Annotated in this window: 15 protein-coding genes and 2 pseudogenes; 10 read left to right on the top strand and 7 right to left on the bottom strand. The window is 40.0% G+C overall.

The window, feature by feature from the left end:
• Positions 1–38: 38 nt before the first annotated feature.
• Both FLP15_RS08080 and FLP15_RS08075 read right to left on the bottom strand, forming a co-directional pair.
• Positions 39–293 carry a hypothetical protein gene (locus FLP15_RS08080; RefSeq protein WP_142766680.1) on the bottom strand — a complete coding sequence of 85 codons (255 nt, stop codon included), beginning with the start codon at positions 291–293 and terminating at the stop codon, positions 39–41.
• A gap of 233 nt (positions 294–526) precedes the next feature.
• Complete coding sequence (locus tag FLP15_RS08075; protein ID WP_142766679.1) at positions 527–1669, bottom strand: CPBP family intramembrane glutamic endopeptidase; 1143 nt, start codon at positions 1667–1669, stop codon at positions 527–529.
• Positions 1670–2882: 1213 nt separating this feature from the next.
• On the opposite strand from FLP15_RS08075, the gene FLP15_RS08070 reads away from it, so the two are divergent.
• From FLP15_RS08070 to FLP15_RS08055, 5 genes are all read left to right on the top strand, one after another.
• Entirely contained in the window at positions 2883–4097 is a 1215-nt protein-coding gene (locus tag FLP15_RS08070) for an SPFH domain-containing protein (protein ID WP_142766678.1), read from the top strand.
• Positions 4098–4105: 8 nt separating this feature from the next.
• A complete protein-coding gene (locus FLP15_RS08065; RefSeq protein ID WP_142766677.1) occupies positions 4106–4480 on the top strand; it encodes a hypothetical protein in 375 nt (124 codons plus the stop codon).
• Between the two features lie 205 nt (positions 4481–4685).
• Entirely contained in the window at positions 4686–5786 is a 1101-nt protein-coding gene (locus FLP15_RS08060; protein WP_142766676.1) for a TFIIB-type zinc ribbon-containing protein, read from the top strand.
• On the top strand, positions 5783–5953 hold the full coding sequence (locus FLP15_RS13155) for a hypothetical protein (protein ID WP_223804589.1): 171 nt from the start codon (positions 5783–5785) through the stop codon (positions 5951–5953). The genes FLP15_RS08060 and FLP15_RS13155 overlap by 4 nt, the downstream gene beginning before the upstream one ends.
• The gene (locus FLP15_RS08055) at positions 5920–6570 is read left to right on the top strand and encodes a TPM domain-containing protein (protein ID WP_223804762.1); all 651 of its coding nucleotides are present in this window, start codon (positions 5920–5922) and stop codon (positions 6568–6570) included. The genes FLP15_RS13155 and FLP15_RS08055 overlap by 34 nt, the downstream gene beginning before the upstream one ends.
• A gap of 381 nt (positions 6571–6951) precedes the next feature.
• Here the strand turns inward: FLP15_RS08055 and FLP15_RS08050 are convergent, their stop codons facing one another.
• The 4 genes from FLP15_RS08050 to hemL form a co-directional block, all read right to left on the bottom strand.
• Complete coding sequence (locus FLP15_RS08050; protein WP_142766675.1) at positions 6952–7485, bottom strand: pseudouridine synthase; 534 nt, start codon at positions 7483–7485, stop codon at positions 6952–6954.
• Positions 7482–8162, bottom strand: a complete 681-nt coding sequence (locus FLP15_RS08045) for a uroporphyrinogen-III synthase (protein ID WP_142766674.1) — start codon at positions 8160–8162, stop codon at positions 7482–7484. The genes FLP15_RS08050 and FLP15_RS08045 overlap by 4 nt, the downstream gene beginning before the upstream one ends.
• On the bottom strand, positions 8159–9040 hold the full coding sequence (gene hemC / locus FLP15_RS08040; protein ID WP_142766673.1) for a hydroxymethylbilane synthase: 882 nt from the start codon (positions 9038–9040) through the stop codon (positions 8159–8161). Before hemC ends, FLP15_RS08045 begins: the two co-directional genes overlap by 4 nt.
• Before the next feature lie 113 nt (positions 9041–9153).
• The gene (hemL, locus tag FLP15_RS08035; protein WP_142766672.1) at positions 9154–10443 is read right to left on the bottom strand and encodes a glutamate-1-semialdehyde 2,1-aminomutase; all 1290 of its coding nucleotides are present in this window, start codon (positions 10441–10443) and stop codon (positions 9154–9156) included.
• 613 nt (positions 10444–11056) lie between these two features.
• On the opposite strand from hemL, the gene glpK reads away from it, so the two are divergent.
• From glpK to FLP15_RS08020, 5 genes and pseudogenes are all read left to right on the top strand, one after another.
• Positions 11057–12580 carry a glycerol kinase GlpK gene (glpK, locus tag FLP15_RS08030; RefSeq protein WP_142766671.1) on the top strand — a complete coding sequence of 508 codons (1524 nt, stop codon included), beginning with the start codon at positions 11057–11059 and terminating at the stop codon, positions 12578–12580.
• Positions 12581–12616: 36 nt separating this feature from the next.
• Positions 12617–13375: a glycerol-3-phosphate dehydrogenase/oxidase gene (locus FLP15_RS08025; protein ID WP_280954065.1), complete on the top strand. Its 759-nt coding sequence runs from the start codon at positions 12617–12619 to the stop codon at positions 13373–13375.
• Positions 13372–13779: an FAD-dependent oxidoreductase gene (locus tag FLP15_RS13615; protein ID WP_280954064.1), complete on the top strand. Its 408-nt coding sequence runs from the start codon at positions 13372–13374 to the stop codon at positions 13777–13779. Before FLP15_RS08025 ends, FLP15_RS13615 begins: the two co-directional genes overlap by 4 nt.
• Positions 13755–14192, top strand: coding sequence for a glycerol-3-phosphate dehydrogenase C-terminal domain-containing protein (locus FLP15_RS13150; protein ID WP_223804588.1), 438 nt, complete (start codon positions 13755–13757; stop codon positions 14190–14192). Before FLP15_RS13615 ends, FLP15_RS13150 begins: the two co-directional genes overlap by 25 nt.
• A 302-nt stretch (positions 14193–14494) precedes the next feature.
• Positions 14495–15225, top strand: a pseudogene (locus FLP15_RS08020) (MIP/aquaporin family protein).
• A gap of 51 nt (positions 15226–15276) precedes the next feature.
• Here FLP15_RS08020 and FLP15_RS08015 read toward each other — a convergent pair.
• Positions 15277–17750, bottom strand: a pseudogene (locus FLP15_RS08015) (phosphoketolase family protein).
• Between the last annotated feature and the right edge of the window lie 27 nt (positions 17751–17777).

Genomic DNA, 17777 nt, shown 5'->3' with positions numbered 1-17777 from the left:
TTCTCCATTTCTGTCAGTATGCTGACAAAAGTTGTCAGTCACACAAAGCTCGTCCAAAATCTCGCAGAGCGGTGGAACTTAATACTGTAACCGTACCGTTTAGAAGTTCTCCCCGCTCCGCTTTCCATACCACAGGTGTCCATAGAACATTTGTCCTCTATTCGTAAGTCAGCAGAGCTGACAACAATAGAGGCATTCGTTCTACGGGCTAAAGCCCCAAGACGAAATGGCTCTCGCTCCGCAAGCAAACTTGCTAGTCGAATCGCAAAATCTACGTAATATCCAAAATTCATCTAACAATTCTATCTCCGCGCTATCACACTACGTAGAATTGAAGACAAACTAGTATAATACAAAAAACACTCGCAGCTCAGACTACAAGTGTACTAAAAACTGTCAGCACTGACAAAATAATATCAAATATTGTCAGCACTTCACATTCTATTTTCTGTATCCTTGTAAGCCTCTCTGGACTCATTTAAAGGTTTTAAATCATTATAACGAAATTTATCAGATTCGTCAAAGATTATCGTATCATCTGCTGATTTCCACGTTTGATTTTTTGCTCAAATTTTGGACGAACGTTTTTTGTCAATGCAATAATAACAAAGACTGGACCACCCACCACTGGAATAAGCAACCAACAGAAATTACTTTTTTTATAATCAAAGAAGGTCATCACAACGAGATAAAACAGAATACTTAAAAATATAGTAAATCCCATGGCAAGATTTCCTGGCGTGGCTCCAGGCTGAGTTTCACCTGCTGCCAAAGCCTGTTGTACGTTAGAAGTAATGGCGAAGACATACCAAAAATTCGCAATAATCCCAAAAACCAGCACCACAACAAGTGAAACTGAGCGGAACATTTTATTTTTGGCCAAAGTGGGCAAGCTCCTCTCTCCGAGTTGAGCTGGTATATTTTTCAAAAATGCCTTGAAACGAGCAATTTGCTGACTATCTGCATATAAAATAATTAAAGTAAGGGTTAAATACAGGGCATAGTCCATCAAGACAGCACTTAATGAGGTTACTTGCGAACTTACTCCACCCGTAAAAACTAATGCCGCAAAATCTTGCATAGCATGAAGAAAGATTGCAAACATCAGATTATTTGTTTTAATATAAATTGCTGCCAAAAACATTCCTAAAGGAAAAACATAGAGCACCTGTAAAAATGTGTTTAAAAGTGGTTGATGAAAAATGTTGACCAAATGCAAGCAAGCAAATAGAATAGAAGATACAATCATGGAAAATAAGAGTGACTTTCCTTTAGAAATCAAGTGTCCCAAAATAAGACCACGAAAGACAAATTCCTCTGCTAACCCAATGGAAATTGCTCCTACAAATAATGCAATAAAAACACCTACCCCAACTTGACGGTATATTCCCGCACCAATCGCTACACAAAACATTAAAATCGTATAAAAAGAAACGCCTAGTCCTTTTCCTAAAGGATATTTTTTGAAAATGACTTTTTGCTTCCAAATAAAATGATTAAGCAAAAGCATGAGAGCAATAATTGGAATTTCTTCCAGAAAAATCTGAGCAGCTATACTATAAGCTCCAAAATGTTTTATCATCTCTCCAAGCTGTAAAAAATCAATGATAAAATGGAAAGCTGTAAGATAAAGAAGATCCACAACTAAAATACTCATTATTTTCTTCATAAGTTTCTCCTTATACTATTCAGATATATTGCCTTGTGATGCTTGGAAAAGGCGATACTTTTCTCATTCACAATCTTGAAAAGTAGCATCAAGCGCAAGCGATAATTCGCATAAAATTTTCAATCGGTATGTTTGAAGTGATTACTTCATTAGTGGGGGATTCTTTCTCCCCACCAATGTTAGGGCACAACCTCTAGGTGTAACAACTAAGCGACCTGTACGTAGCTGAAGCTGCAACAGTCTGCTTAACATCAAAGGTATGAGGTCACACCGTAGCGAAGTTTCGTTATCCATTCGCTCTATCTCCGCTTTGCTCCGCTGTCGATTTCGCTAAGTTGCTAAAGCAACAAGCCAAATCTCAATCGCTAAAGCGCTAAGACTCTAGGACGGTAGAACGAAAGCAGAGCTTGCCATTTCGCCTTATCGTTTTGCCTTTTGCTCTTACTGCTTTAGCAGTTAGCTTCGCATGACCATTGGCTGTAAGGGACTAAAGTGCCAACGCCAAGTGGCAATCAAATGGACAGCGGAGCAACGAAGTTGCGGAGACCGTTCGTAGAACGGTATGCAGAGCACGTAGCGAGTTGCGACTTCGACTAGGCACGTTCGTGCCATAGCGAGAATCGACAGCGCAGTGAAACGGAGATAGAGCGAATGGACAGCGGAGCCCAAAGGGCGGAGATAGCACGCACTTGCTAAGTTAAAAATTAAATAGTATTAAAAATCCTTTCATCTCTTGCATACTACGGATAATTCTAAACTTTTGCTTTTAAAAATTCAAGCCACAATTTTTTTCGGACTTTGGACCGATTTTTTAAAAAATATTGATATAATATGGGTTTTAAACAGGAAATTTGTTATAATGAAAACGGATAATAAGTTTATCAAAGCAAGTGCTACTTTATCCCCCTATCTCTTAGAAGGGGATAAACGACTGCCATAGGGCATTTCGACTTGTGGCTTTGCCTTTTGCTCTTGGGCTTTAAGCCCTAAGCAAACGGACAGCGGAGCAACGAAGTTGCGTAGACCGTTCTCAGAACGGTGTGCGAAGCACGTAGCCACTTAGCGATAACCATTGCGACTCGGCGCTTCAGCACCGTAGCGATCATGGATACCCGTGGTGTGGATAGCGCAGCGAAGCGGAGATAGCGCCTAGGCTTCTTGGACAAGACCACTTCATTGAACGATAAAATATTCTATTTTGGAAGGAACAATTATGGGAATTATCAAAGCAGCAACAAGCAGTATTGGTGGAGCACTTTCTGACCAATGGCTCGAAGTGATTGAGCCAAATGAAATGTCTGGACAAACTGTTTTTACAAATGGCATTAAAGTTAGAAAAGATGATAAACGCGGTTCAAACCGCAAAGGAACAAGCGATGTGATAACGGACGGTTCGGTCGTGCACGTCTATGAAAATATGATGATGCTTCTTGTTGACGGTGGAAAAATTATTGACTATACTGCCGAACCTGGCTATTATACTGTCAAAAATGACACTGCACCAAGTATGTTTAATGGTGATTTGCGTGCCTCTGTTCAAGAAAGCTTCTTCCGTTTCAAGTTTGGTGGTGTCACTCCACAAGCTCAGAAAGTTTTCTTTATCAATTTACAAGAAATCAAAGGTATCAAGTTTGGCACAGCAACACCTTTGCAATACTTTGATAATTTTTACAATGCAGAATTGTTTTTGCGAACACATGGGACTTATTCTATCAAAATCACAGACCCATTGGCTTTTTATACAAATGCAATCCCTAAAAATGCTGAGCGCGTAGAAATTAATGATATTAACGAACAATACTTAGCTGAATTTTTGACTGCATTGAATACTTCAATCAATCAATATTCCGCGCAAGGAGAACGCGTTTCATTTTTGACTTCTAAGTCAATGGAATTGTCAAAATATATGGCTGACGCCTTAGATGAAGATTGGACAAAACTGCGTGGCATGGAAATCGTTTCTGTAGCCGTCGCCAGCATTTCTTATACAGATGATAGCCAAAAGCTTATCAATATGCGCAACCAAGGCGCAATGTTAGGCGATCCAAGTGTGCGTGAAGGTTATGTACAAGGTGCCGTAGCACGTGGTCTTGAAGCTGCTGGTAGCAATCCTTCTGGGGCAATGAATGCTTTCATGGGCATGAATATGGGTGGTCAAAACCTAGCTGGTTTCTCTAGTACAAATCAAGCACAAATGGCGCAACAACAAACACAAAAAGAATCTGCTGAAACTTGGACTTGTCCTGAATGTTCAACTGAGAACACTGGAAAATTCTGCTCCAACTGTGGACACGGTAAGCCTCAGCCTGCAGCTAGCTCTGATATCAAAATGGCTTGCAACGAATGTGGGGCTGTTGTCAATTTGACAAATGGTGTTCCTAAGTTCTGTCCTGAATGTGGGAAACCTTTTGTGGCAAGGGCTTTGTGAAGTCTTTTATGAAAGCCTCTCTAATTTTGAGCCTGATTGGTAATATTTTCAACTCTGTAATTTTTGGTTTTCTTTGGATTGGTGCTATCAGTCAAATTTATGCACATCAGTATCTGTCAGATATGATTGGTTACTTATTATGGTTTAGTATTGTTCTAGTTTTTGGCTGGTTTTCTCGTGAGTTAATGAAAAGAAAAGGCGCAAAAACAATAAAAACTGGACGTATCCTTATGCGAATTGTTGCTATTTTTTCTTTACTTGATTTTCCTGGTGCCCTTTTGCTCTTCATCGCCAGTTTCTTAGGAAAAAAAGAACAAGAACACTCTCAAGCTCTTGGTGTTTTAGAAGATGACGACCCTAGCAATGACTGGGCAGATTATTGAAGTGATTACTTCATCAGTAGGAAAATTTTTCTCTCCTACTGATGTTAGTAGAACGAAAACAAAGCTTAGTGTTGCCTATCCCTCCACCTAAAAGAGGTGGGGGAGTTGCCACTCCGACTAGGTGCTTTAGCACCGTAGCGAGGATGGACAGCGTAGCCAAAGGGCGAAGATAGCACGCACTTGCTTGGTTAAAAAAGGAGACCTTATGAGCGACAATGCTGTGCTTACGCACAAATGTCCCAATTGCGGTGGACCGCTCTTATTTGAACCTAAAAATCAAAAATTCCATTGTGAATATTGTGGTTCTACTTTTACTGAACAGGAAGTGACAGAGTTTGAAGCCAAGCAGGCTGATGCAGCTATTACTGACAACTTATCAACAACTTCTGTCAGTGCTGACAGCAATGAAAATGATGATAAAACCGACGAAGTCGGCATTTTTCTGTGTCCTTCTTGCGGTGCTGAAATCGTGACAGATGCAACAACAGCATCAACTTGGTGTTATTACTGTCATAATCCCGTCGTGCTTACTTCTAGACTTTCTGGTCAATTTTTGCCAGAGAAAATTTTGCCTTTTCAGATTGAACGAGATGATGCTGAAGCAAAATTTTTGGATTGGGTCGGTAAAAAATTGTTTGTCCCTAAAGAATTTTTTAATAAAAAACAAATTCAAAATCTTTCTGGTGTCTATTTTCCTTACTGGGCTGTGGATGCGGATTTGTCTGGCGAAATGTCTGCTGATGCGACTAATTTACGTGTTTGGATTGCTGGGGACATTGAATACACCGAGCACTCACAGTATGCTATCGCGCGTAGCGGAGACAGCAATTTCAGGGATTTAATCAAAAACGCTTTACAAAAAAATCTGGCTGATAAGATGGTTGGCTCAGTTCAACCTTTTGACATGAGTGCAGCAATTCCCTTCAAAAATCAGTACCTATCAGGTTTTCTGACAGAAAAACGAGATATTGAGTTCACTGACATGAAAGAAAATGTTGAACAAGAGTTTCGTCAGTATGCTGACAGACTTATGGAAAGCACGATTAGTGGTTACAGTTCTATCAGCAATGTCCGTAGTCAGCAGCAAATCAAAAAACTTGACGAAGATTATGTGCTTCTTCCTATTTGGCTTGTCACCTATCGTGAAACAGGCAATGATAAACTTTTTTACTATGCAATGAATGGACAAACAGGTAAAGTGGCTGGTGTCCTGCCCATTGACAAAACAAAACTTTGGATCTGGGCAATAGGACTATGTATGCTTATTTTAATTTTAGGAATTTTAGTGGGGTATTTCATTTCATGAGAAAAAAATCAACACTTTTTATCCTTTCTTTTTTGAGTCTATTTTTTATATTCTTTGCTCAGCAAGCCACAGCACAGACTTTTCCTTCAAATATTGAAGATAATGCACAGATTTTGGGAAATAATATTTCAACATTGTCCAAAAAGCTCAAGAAGTCGCGCAAATAACAAAAGCTGGTGTCTTTGTCGTCACGACAGAAAACGATATATCAGCAGGCGATTACGCAAGAACTTATTTGGCAGACAAAGTGGGTAGTGGCAATAATGGTGTCGTCCTCGTCATCAATATGAATCTGCGCAAAGTTTATATCTGGGCAACAGGAAATATGAAATATTATCTGCCAAGTTCTCGGATTAATGCCACGCTTGATGTCGTGCAACCTGCTTTATCAGATAACGATAACATTGGTGCAGTAAATGGCTTTTTTGACAAAGTCGAACATTATTATCAAGCTGGTATTCCTACTTCTCGCAAATACACGGTTAATCCTGAAACTGGTGTCGTCACTTTTCATCGAAGTTTTCAACCGCTCAATATTTTAATCGCAGGTATTGTTGCACTTATTGTTGGTGGCAGTTTTGTCTGGACGATTTATCGACGTTATCAAATGAAGGGCAGCCATTCAATTTGGCGCTATGATTATGGAGCAAATGGTAAACTTGAACTCAATGAACAACAAGATGTTCTCGTTAACACTTTCATCACAACACGGCGAATTCCTCGCCCCTCTTCAAACAGTGGCGGTAGTTCTGGTGGAGGTTCCGGCGGAGGTCGTAGTTTTTAAAAATAAAAAATTCATCTACTGATGAATTTTTTGTTTTACCGCTACATTTACGCTATCATTTGAGTAAAATTTATCAAGGCAAGTGCGTGCTATCTCCGACCTTCGGACTATGCTGTTGATGCTAACGCACCCAGTTGCAATCGTAATACTCCGAGCTTCTAGGTCGGAGATAACACCTAGGCTTCTGAGAGGGACAAGGTGACCTCATATCAAAGATGTTAAGCAGAATGTTGCAACTTTGGCTGCGTACAAGTTGCTTAGTTATTACACCTAGAAGTTCTACCTTAAATTCAGTAGTGAGTTGTCCTTTTATCAGTCACTTCTGCAACTGAAGAAAATGGATAAATGTTTTACGAAACTCCCACTAAATAAGTCTTGACTTCATTTTATTATCTTATACTCACCAGATTTGAGGCTTCCCAAATCATACTGACCAATAGAGCTGCGAATCAACCGCAAAGTTGGAAAACCAACGGCTGCTGTCATTCGACGCACCTGTCGATTTTTCCCCTCCTTAATCGAAATCTCTATCCAACTCGTTGGAATATTTTTTCTCTCACGTATCGGAGGTGTTCGCGCCCATATCCAATCAGGTGGTACAATTTTTTTAACCTTTGCAGGTAACGTTTTCCCATCTTTGAGCAAAATTCCTAGACGCAATTTCCGAGCTGCTTCATCTGAAAAATCTCCCTCAACCTGTACCACATAAGTCTTATAAGACTTCGATTTGGGGTCTGTCAGCTGATGATTAAGTTTACCATCATCTGTCAGTAAAAGTAAGCCCTCACTGTCTTTATCCAGTCGTCCCGCTGCATAAACATTAGGAATTTTGATATAGTCCGAAAGGTTAGCACGGCCATCCTCATCTGTAAATTTTGTCAATACATTATAAGGTTTATTAAAAAGTACAATCATAACTCATCTTTCAGTATAGAAACAAAGCCGTTTGCAGCAATTGCAGCTTGTGTTGTTTTTCCAATTGCAATCAATTTCAAAGGGAAATCAAAATTTTTATAGACAATATAAAATCTTGCCCACCCTGATGGACTTGTCAGATAAACCGCATCTAAATTTCCTGCTGACAGAAGTTTTTCAAGTGCCGAAGTAGCTGACAGATTTGCCCGATTCTCATAACAAACCACATTTTTAATGACGGCATTTGTCGCCACTATCGGCTCTGCCAAGTCTGACATCGGATAAAAAATCTGTACCTCCTCAGAATACAAACTTTTCCATTCAGCAACAAATTCTTCCTTATTTGCCTTTGACGAAACAAAATCAGGCTCATAACCACACTGACGAATTCGGCTTGCCGTATGCTCGCCAATGCAAGCAATTTTTATTGGCTTTGTAAGTAGTGATAGAATCATTTTTACTGGTGTCTGACTCGTAAAAATAACCCAATGTGACTGATTCAAATCCAGTATATCCTGTGCTGTTAATGTTCTCAAAACAAGCACTGACAGAGGCAAAATTTGACTTACAAAATTTCTGTCAGCAAAAAATTTTTCGTCAGCAGCAGAATTTTTTCTCGTCAGTAAAATTTTCTTCGTCTGCTCCCGTTGCTGATGTGTGCGTAAAACACTTTTCACTTCATCAGCTCCTCATAAGCCTGCACAGCAAGCGAAAGTGGATTTTCCCCTGTAAAACGAACAGAACGCCCTGCATCATTATCATCTTTGGCAAGAAAAGCATTAAACACCCATTCCTCATCAAATTTCTGTGCCAAAGCTCCAAGCGGAATATCACAGTTTCCATTCATCAATTCTAAGAACTTGCGTTCCGCAATTGCCATCTGTTCTGTTTCAAGATCAGAAATCTCTTTCAACAGCTGAAAGACTTCCTCATCATCCATCCGACATTCCACCCCTAGAATTCCCTGCCCAACTGCAGGAACAAAACTGTCTGGACAAAGCGGCTCATACAACAAATGCTCTAAATAACCCATTCGCTCAAGACCAGCACAAGCCAGCACAACACCATCCAAATGTTCATCCAACATTTTCTCTAAACGTGTCTCGATTTTTCCACGAATTGGAACCGTTTCCACCTCACTAAAATGAAGCTCAAGTTGCTTAATCCGACGGCTTGAACCAGTACCCAATCGCAAACCACCATCCGAAATCCTTTTTTCAGAATACTCAGGATAAACCACACAGTCCAAAGGATTTGCGCGCTTTGGGTGAGCTGCCAAAACCAGACCTTCAGGTAGAATTGCCGGTAAATCTTTCAAAGAATGGACTGCAAAATCAATCTCCGAATCAATCAATTCTCGCTCCACCTCTTTTGCAAAAATTCCCTTTCCACCAATTTCTGAAAGTTTAGATTTTTGGTCTCTATCCCCTAATGTCGAAATTCCAACAATTTCAATCTCAAGTTCAGGATGTTTGGCTTTAAGCATTTCAACAACCAGTTCCGTTTGTTTCATAGCAAGCGGGCTCTTACGCGTTCCAACTTTTAAATTTCTCATGTTCTCTGTATTTCCATCTCAAAAAAAATATAGCATAGCTTTAGAATGTTTCTTTTAGAAGCCGATTCAGCTTCGACCCGCAAGGTTTTTATACCTCTTCACCCTCCGTCAGTTCACTTTTCTCTTGCCAATTCTGCAAAGGCACGCCCGCAAGCTGCGATTGTTGCATCAATATCTGCATCGGTATGTGCTGTTGATAAGAACCATGTTTCAAATTGTGAAGCAGGTAAATAAATCCCCTGCTCAAGCATTTTTTTGAAAAACCGTGCAAACATCACAGTATCAGCTGTTTTTGCTGTTTCAAAATTAACAACTGTCTCATTAGTGAAGAATACACCCATCATTCCACCCACATGACTTGTAGATAGAGCAATTCCATACTTCTTAGCCGCCAACTCAAATCCTGACAGTAATCTAGCTGCTTTACGCTCAAACTCAACATAATCATCAACTGATAACTGTTTCAAAGTTTCCAAACCAGCTGTCATCGCTAAAGGATTCCCAGATAAAGTTCCAGCCTGATAAATCGGTCCACTAGGTGCAATTTGTTCCATTATTTCACGACGTCCACCATAGGCTCCAACAGGCAAACCGCCACCGATAATTTTTCCAAAGCACGTAATGTCAGGTTCAATACCAAATTTACCTTGAGCACAATTGTAGTCCACACGAAAGCCAGTCATCACTTCATCAAAAATCAAAAGCGCACCAAACTCCGCTGTAATCTCACGTAAACCTTCCAAAAAACCAGCAACAGGTGGAACACAACCCATGTTTCCTCCCACTGGTTCAACAATGACTGCCGCAATATCATCACCAAAATGTTCAAAAGCAACACGCAAAGCTACCAAATCATTGTAAGGCACCGTCAAAGTATTCTCCGCAATACCAGCAGGCACTCCAGGAGAGTCAGGTAATCCAAGCGTTGCCACACCAGACCCCGCCTTAATTAACAACGAATCCGCGTGTCCATGATAAGACCCCTCAAACTTCACAATCTTGTTGCGCCCCGTCACACCACGTGCCAGACGCAGAGCAGACATTGTCGCCTCCGTTCCTGAATTCACCATCCGAACCATCTCAACAGATGGCACTCGACGAATGACAAGTTCAGCCAGTTCAGTTTCAATTTCTGTTGGTGCACCAAAAGATGTCCCACGTGCCACACTAGCCTCTAAAGCTCTCACAACCGACTGCTCTGCGTGTCCAAGAACCAACGGTCCCCAAGATAAGACATAATCAATATATTCATTGCCATCAATATCGTAAAGCCTGCTTCCAGCGCCATGGTCAATGAATACAGGATTCATATCAACAGATTTAAATGCTCGTACAGGACTATTTACCCCACCAGGCAGCACTTTTTTAGCTTCATCAAAAGCTTTTACTGATTTTTCAAACATGATTTTCTCCCATAAAGATATAAAGAATACTCGTTTTGAGGATATAAAATTACAGCTAATTCGCTACAAAAAGCAATAACGAATTAACCTTGCTACACAACTTCATGGTGCAAAACTAGCACCACATGACACTCCTTCGCATAACGTCTCCATTTTATATAGTCACTGAATCAACCGAATAAGCAACAACAGCGATGATTTGTTTCATCTAGTCAGTTGCCCTTGCAACTAGATACTTTAGCAGCATAGTGAAAGAGTCTAAGCCACTCTTTTATACTCAGAAATTTATCTCAATTCTTCTCTCCATTTTACCAAAAAAAACAATCAATAGCTCCTTTGAGAACATTTTTCTCTTTTTACTTTGTGAAATTTTATAATCCTTAAAAACAAACCAATTTTTTTATTTTCATCAAAAACAATCAATAAACACAGCAAAATAAAGCACTTCTATTTTTAGACAAATTATAAAGTTTGTTCACTTTGTGAATTTTAAACTTGAAAATGTATTATTCTTGTAGTAAAATAGAAATCGTTTTCAGAATACGTTTACAAACGTTCGAGTTTATTTCAGTAAAATTAAAGTAAGCTCATATTTTAAAGGAGGAACACATCTATGTCTGAAGGATTACCATTGCAATCCACCGAACAACCACAATATATCATGGCGATTGACCAAGGTACAACAAGCTCACGCGCCATTATCTTTGACCATGATGGCAAACACGTAGGAACTAGCCAAAAAGAATTTACCCAATACTTCCCTGAAGCAGGCTGGGTCGAACATGATGCCAATGAAATTTGGAATTCTGTTCAATCCGTCATTGCAGGAGCCTTCATTGAATCTGGAATAAAACCCTACCAAATTGCAGGAATAGGAATCACCAACCAGCGTGAAACAACTGTCGTCTGGGATAAAGAAACAGGACTTCCCATTTATCATGCGATTGTTTGGCAATCTCGCCAATCCGCAAGCATTGCAGACCAACTTAAAAATGCAGGGCATGCTGAACTTTTCCACAAAAAAACAGGACTTATTATCGACTCCTATTTCTCTGCAACCAAGATTCGTTGGATTTTGGACCATGTAGAAGGTGCACAAGAACGTGCAGAAAAAGGTGAACTTCTTTTCGGTACGATTGACAGCTGGCTGGTCTACAAACTCACCGATGGCAAAGTTCATGTCACTGACTATTCTAACGCCAGTCGTACCATGCTCTTCAACATCAATACACTTGAGTGGGACCAAGAAATCCTTGATATCCTAAATATCCCAGCAGCTATGCTCCCTAAAGCCGTATCAAATTCAGAAATTTATGGTCTCACAAAAACTTATCACTTCTTTGGATCTAAAGTTCCTATTGCAGGAATGGCAGGTGACCAACAGGCCGCACTCTTTGGGCAAATGGCTTTTGAACCTGGCATGGTAAAAAATACCTATGGAACAGGTTCGTTCATCGTGATGAACACAGGAGATAAACCACAACTCTCACACAATAATCTACTTACTACAATCGGTTACGGCATTAACGGTGAAATCAACTATGCCCTTGAAGGCTCTGTATTCGTTGCCGGCTCCTCTATACAGTGGCTACGTGATGGTCTCAAAATTATCACCAAAGCCAGTGAATCCGAATCTGCAGCACTCGAGTCAAAAAACGAAGATGAGGTTTATATGGTTCCTGCCTTTGTTGGACTCGGAGCACCTTATTGGGACCAAGACGCACGCGGCGCTATCTTCGGTTTAACACGTGGCACAACGGATAAAGACCTGATTAAAGCAACTTTGCAAGGCATCGCCTATCAAGTTCGAGATATTCTAGGTGCAATGGCAGAAGATACAGGAATAGACATCCCCGTACTAAAAGTTGATGGTGGTGCTACTAACAATGATTATCTTATGCAATTCCAAGCCGACATCTTAAACACCTCTGTTCAGCGTGCAGGTGATTTAGAAACCACTGCACTTGGTGCAGCCTTCCTTGCAGGACTTGCTGTTGGTTATTGGAAAGATTTTGATGAGCTCAAGTCTTCTGCAAAAGAAGGTAAACGTTTTGATGTCCAAATGAATGATGAACGACGTGAAAAACTCTATTCAGGCTGGAAAAAAGCAGTTGAAGCAACACGTACTTTCAAATAACAATCCGTTCATCATATATTAGTTAGGAGTGAGAAAATGCCAATTTCTCGTGAAAAAAATATAGAAACTCTCAAAAATCATCCTGAAGGATGGGATTTCATTATCATAGGTGGAGGAGCAACAGGACTGGGAGTTGCTGTTGATGCTGCTTCTCGTGGATATAAGACTGTTCTACTTGAACAAAATGACTTTGCAAAATCAACTTCAAGTCGGTCAACAAAACTCGTTCACGGAGGTGTTCGTTACCTTGCACAAGGCGATATCGCTCTTGTTCGAGAAGCCCTTCATGAACGCGGTCGCCTAGCACGTAATGCTCAACATCTCGTTAAAAGTCAAAAATTCATTATCGCCAACCGCAAAACTTGGGAACAACCTTTTTACTCTGTTGGTATGAAATTTTATGATGCCTTAGCTGGAAAACTCAATATTGGAAAATCAAAGATTTATTCCAAGAAAAAAGTCAAAGAAGGAATCCCTAAAATCAAGTTTGATGGCTTAGTTGGCGGTGTCATGTATTATGATGGACAATTTGATGATGCCAGAATGGCAATAAATCTCGTCCAGACTGCAACAGAACATGGTGCCGTCCTAGTCAACTATGCTGGTGTTACAGGATTAAGGAAATCAAACGGAAAAATTTCAGGAGTATCCGTCAAAGATAATTTTACAGGTGAGTCTTTTGAGTTAAATGGAAAAGTTGTCATCAATGCATCAGGCATCTTCGTTGACCAAATTATGTCTATGGACATCAAAAATCACAAGCCCTCAGTTCGTCCATCCCAAGGGTTCATTTGATTGTTGATGGAAAATTTTTGGGAGGCGATGATGCGATTATGGTTCCTAAAACCTCAGATGGTCGCGTTCTTTTCTGTGTTCCTTGGCACAATAAAGTTATCTTAGGAACAACAGACACGCCTTTGACAGAGTTTACTCTAGAGCCTCGCCCACTTGAAGAGGAAATTGACTTCATTCTTCAAACAGCAGGTGAATATCTTGAACAAGCACCAACCCGCAATGATGTACTTTGTGCTTATGCAGGACTCCGTCCACTTGCTGCCCGAAAGAAGGAGCAGACCCTTCCAAAACAAAAGAAATCTCACGAAGTCATAAACTATTCAGCAATGATTCTGGTCTCGTCACTATCACTGGTGGCAAGTGGACAACTTATCGGCAAATGGCAGAAGAAACCGTTGATTTAGGGGTAAAAATTGGAAACCTGCCTATTCATGACTGCATCACAAAAACACTGACTATTCATGGTTCAAAACCAACAACAACTCAAGACCGTGAAGACTGGATTTACGTCTATGGAACTGATAGTGAAAAGATTCGTCAACTTGAAAAAGAGAATCCAGAACTTGCGCAACCGCTCTCTGAGAAATATGAGTTCACTGGAGGAGAAGTCGTCTGGGCTGTTCGCGAAGAAATGGCACAAAAACTTGAAGATGTCCTTGCTAGACGTGTTCGTGTTTTATTCCTTGATGCGCGCGAATCTAAAGTAATCGCTCCAAAGGTCGCTCATATTATGGCAACAGAGCTAGGATACAACAAAGATTGGGAACTTGAACAAGTTACAGATTATAATAAATTAGCTGACGGATATATTTTATAGACCACTATTTACTCATAACGAGCAGGTATATGATATAAAAGCAATGAATTAACATTATTACACAACTTCATGGCGCAAAAAAGGCGCCTGAGTTGTCCATTTCTTCTTATTTTAATGTATATACCATCTAGAGATAATATAGATTAGTTAAATTAAAAAATAATGAAAGGTAGGTTTACTAAAAAACGATATTCTTTTCCCATCATGCTGTAAAAAAACACCTTTTTTAAAAAGTGTTAGTGTTTCGTGCGCCCTGATGAAAAAAATATAGCTATTTAATAAACCTTTTATAGAGGTGCGTTATGCATTCTGTTTTGATCCAATGTCTTGGTGAATTTCTTGGAGATTTTATCATTATCCTATTTGGCAATGGTGTAGTTGCTAGTGTTTCTTTAAACAAAACAAAGGCTCAGGGAACTGGTTGGCTTGCAATCGCTCTAGGTTGGGGCTTTGCAGTTCTATTTGCGGTAATGATTGGTGGTGTCTTCTCGCCTGCAGCATCATTTAACCCTGCTTTAACTCTTGCTATGGCGATGATTGGAAAATTTAGTTGGAATCTTGTTCTTCCGTTTATCCTTGCTCAGTTTCTTGGAGCAATGGTAGGGCAGCTTTTTGTTTGGCTTTTCTTCTATCCTCACTGGGCAGAAACTAAAGATTCAGCTACAATTCTTGGATGTTTCTCTACTGGTCCTGCGATCAAACACACTCCATCTAATATCTTTGGAGAAGCAGTCGGAACAGCCATTCTCCTAATTGGAGTTCTTGCTTTTAGTCAAAATAAACTTGTGGCGGGTGTTTCACCAATGATGGTAGGCTGGCTTATCATGGCAATTGGTCTTTCATTGGGGCTACTACTGGATATGCCATCAATCCCGCACGTGATTGGGGCCCCCGTATTATGCACAGCATACTCCCTATTGCAAACAAAGGAAAATCAGGTTGGGACTATGCTTTAGTTCCTCTAGTTGGTCCAATTCTCGGAGGTGCTCTTGGAGCATTACTCTACCAAGGTTTATTAGGATTACTACATTGATAATGTTAGTCAAAAAAGCCCTCAATTCACGAGGGCCTTTTTATTCATCATTTATTCTTTACAATTCAAGTCTTTCCATACCCAATCTGTAAATTCTGGAATATCTATTCCTTCATTACGCGTTACTTCGAAATGATGCGCAATTGTTCGCTTCATTCGGTCAATAAATGCCTTTGCCAATGCCTGATTGACTTTGCGTTCGACATACAGGATTTGGACAGCATCAATCGCTTGATGAAACCTATCCAGTTCTGAATAAACACGCATATCATAAGTCGTAGTAATATCACCATCTTCTCTGTAACCATGCACTTTCAGCCCTAAATGACCTCTTTGATAAAAAATTGATTCTATCAAATCTTCATAGCCATGAAATCCAAAAATAACTGGTGTTCCTGACGGACCAAAGTATTTTTCAAATTCTTCGTCAGAAAGTTCACGTTCCTGATTAAGCAAACCATTTTTCTTCTGCAAACATCCAAGCTCAACAATATTGACATAACGAAACTTCACTTCTGGGAAAATTTCATTTACTAGCTGCAAAGCTGCCAAGGTTTCAATCGTAGGCTCTGCACCCGCAGAAGCAAAAACCAAATCAACATCCTCACCTTCTTTGGCCGTCGAAGCCCAGTCAATAACGGCAATCCCATCCTTTGCTAATTTTTCCGCTTCTTCAACCGTAAACCATTGTTGCCGAGGTTGTTTTGACGCAACAATATGGTTGATTTTGCTCCTATCTTGAAAAGCACGATTAAACACAGCCAGCAAAGTATTTCCATCAGCTGGTAAATACTGACGAATAAAATCAGACTTCTTTTCCGCTAAGTGTGTTAGCATACCAGGATCTTGGTGAGTATAACCATTATGGTCTTGTTGGAAAACTGTTGAGGTTGAAATCACATTTAAGGCTGGATAATCATGCCGCCATTTTTGTTCAGAAGCCTGACGAATCCATTTAAAATACTGAGTCAACATAGAATCAACTACACGTAAAAAACTTTCATACGAAGCAAAAACTCCTGTACGACCAGTCAAAGTATAAGCTTCCAAAAATCCTTCTGCTTGATGCTCTGATAATTGTGAATCAATAATTCTCCCTCTGGTGCAATAGACTCATCATTAGGATTTTTGATAACTTGCATCCATTGGCGATTCGTCACTTTAAACATTTCCCAAAAACGATTAGACATCGTTTCATCGGGACCAAACAAGCGGAATCTTGTCGGATTGAGTCTCACAATCTCAGCAAAATACTTAGATAGTACATTCATGTCCATGTTGTCATTGACCACTGGCAATAATTTCCCTCGATTTTTCGCTGTAATATCATTTGCAAACTTCTTCCAATCTGGTAAGGTCAAGTTTGAACGGTCAATCCCTCCGTTTGTCACTGGGTTAGCTGCCATGCGCATATTCCCTTTCGGAGAAAACTCACGTAATTCTTCTTTAAGGGTTCCATCAGTATTGAATAATTCTTCAGGTTTATAAGACTTCATCCACTCTTCAAACTCTGGCAAAGTCTGCATATTTCTACTCGATAATGGCAATGGAACTTGATGAGCACGAAAACTATGTTCAATTGGCATTCCCTTACCATCAAACTTTGGACCACTCCAGTCGTTAAAGCGAGGACCACCCCAACCTTTCGGGAGTCGCGCAATGATAACTGGCCAAGCTGGAATTTCTCCATTTTGGTAGCGACCATGTTCACGCGCATCTGACCAAATCTGATGAATATCTTCTATCGCTTTATCAAATACTTCTGCTGCAATTTTATGATAAGTCATGTAATCATGAATATCATCATTTTCGATATAGCGTGGACTATATCCTAGTCCTTCAAAAAATTTACGAATGTCCACATCAGAAGTTCGAGCAAATAGCGTTGGATTAGAAATTTTAAAACCATTCAAGTCCAAAATTGGTAAAAGCGCACCATCATTTTTAGGATTAATAAATTTAATCGAGTGCCAACCTGCCATCAGAGGACCTGTTTCTGCTTCCCCATCCCCTACCACAGCAAAAGCAATTTGGTCAGGTTGGTCAAGGATTGCCCCCGTCGCATGAGAAAGCGTATAGCCTAATTCTCCTCCTTCGTGTAATGAACCTAGCGTTTGTGCCGTCATATGTGAACCAATGCCACCTGGAAATGAGAACCGTTTGTATAAACGCGTCATCCCTTCAAGATCTTGTGTGATTTCAGGATAGGCTTCTGTATAACTTCCATCAAGATATGAAGGAACAACCATCGCCTGTCCACCATGTCCAGGACCACCAAGATAAAACATCTTCTGTTGATACTTGTTAATTAACCGATTGGCATGTGCATAGAGGAAGGTTTGTCCTGAGACAGTTCCCCAGTGACCGATTGGATTAGCTTTTAAATCTTCTGCTTGAATCGGTGTTTTAGTTACTGAAAAAAGTGGATTAGATTTCAAAAAAATCATTCCTGCACCGAGATAGGTTGCTGCTCTCCACCATTTATCAAGATTTTTAAGATATTCATATGAATTATAATTCGCCACTATATTCTCCTTTTAATTTCTATCTCC

Source organism: Lactococcus protaetiae, assembly GCF_006965445.1.
GTDB lineage: Bacteria > Bacillota > Bacilli > Lactobacillales > Streptococcaceae > Lactococcus > Lactococcus protaetiae.
This window is presented reverse-complemented; position numbering and strand designations above follow the sequence as displayed.

Excerpts from the sequence above, each read along its gene's own strand:
- FLP15_RS08080 (WP_142766680.1), bottom strand. The coding sequence starts at position 293 with ATGAATTTTGGATATTACGTAGATTTTGCGATTCGACTAGCAAGTTTG.
- FLP15_RS08075 (WP_142766679.1), bottom strand. The coding sequence starts at position 1,669 with ATGAAGAAAATAATGAGTATTTTAGTTGTGGATCTTCTTTATCTTACA.
- FLP15_RS08070 (WP_142766678.1), top strand. The coding sequence starts at position 2,883 with ATGGGAATTATCAAAGCAGCAACAAGCAGTATTGGTGGAGCACTTTCT.
- FLP15_RS08065 (WP_142766677.1), top strand. The coding sequence starts at position 4,106 with ATGAAAGCCTCTCTAATTTTGAGCCTGATTGGTAATATTTTCAACTCT.
- FLP15_RS08060 (WP_142766676.1), top strand. The coding sequence starts at position 4,686 with ATGAGCGACAATGCTGTGCTTACGCACAAATGTCCCAATTGCGGTGGA.
- FLP15_RS13155 (WP_223804589.1), top strand. The coding sequence starts at position 5,783 with ATGAGAAAAAAATCAACACTTTTTATCCTTTCTTTTTTGAGTCTATTT.
- FLP15_RS08050 (WP_142766675.1), bottom strand. The coding sequence starts at position 7,485 with ATGATTGTACTTTTTAATAAACCTTATAATGTATTGACAAAATTTACA.
- hemC (WP_142766673.1), bottom strand. The coding sequence starts at position 9,040 with ATGAGAAATTTAAAAGTTGGAACGCGTAAGAGCCCGCTTGCTATGAAA.
- hemL (WP_142766672.1), bottom strand. The coding sequence starts at position 10,443 with ATGTTTGAAAAATCAGTAAAAGCTTTTGATGAAGCTAAAAAAGTGCTG.
- glpK (WP_142766671.1), top strand. The coding sequence starts at position 11,057 with ATGTCTGAAGGATTACCATTGCAATCCACCGAACAACCACAATATATC.
- FLP15_RS08025 (WP_280954065.1), top strand. The coding sequence starts at position 12,617 with ATGCCAATTTCTCGTGAAAAAAATATAGAAACTCTCAAAAATCATCCT.
- FLP15_RS13150 (WP_223804588.1), top strand. The coding sequence starts at position 13,755 with ATGGCAGAAGAAACCGTTGATTTAGGGGTAAAAATTGGAAACCTGCCT.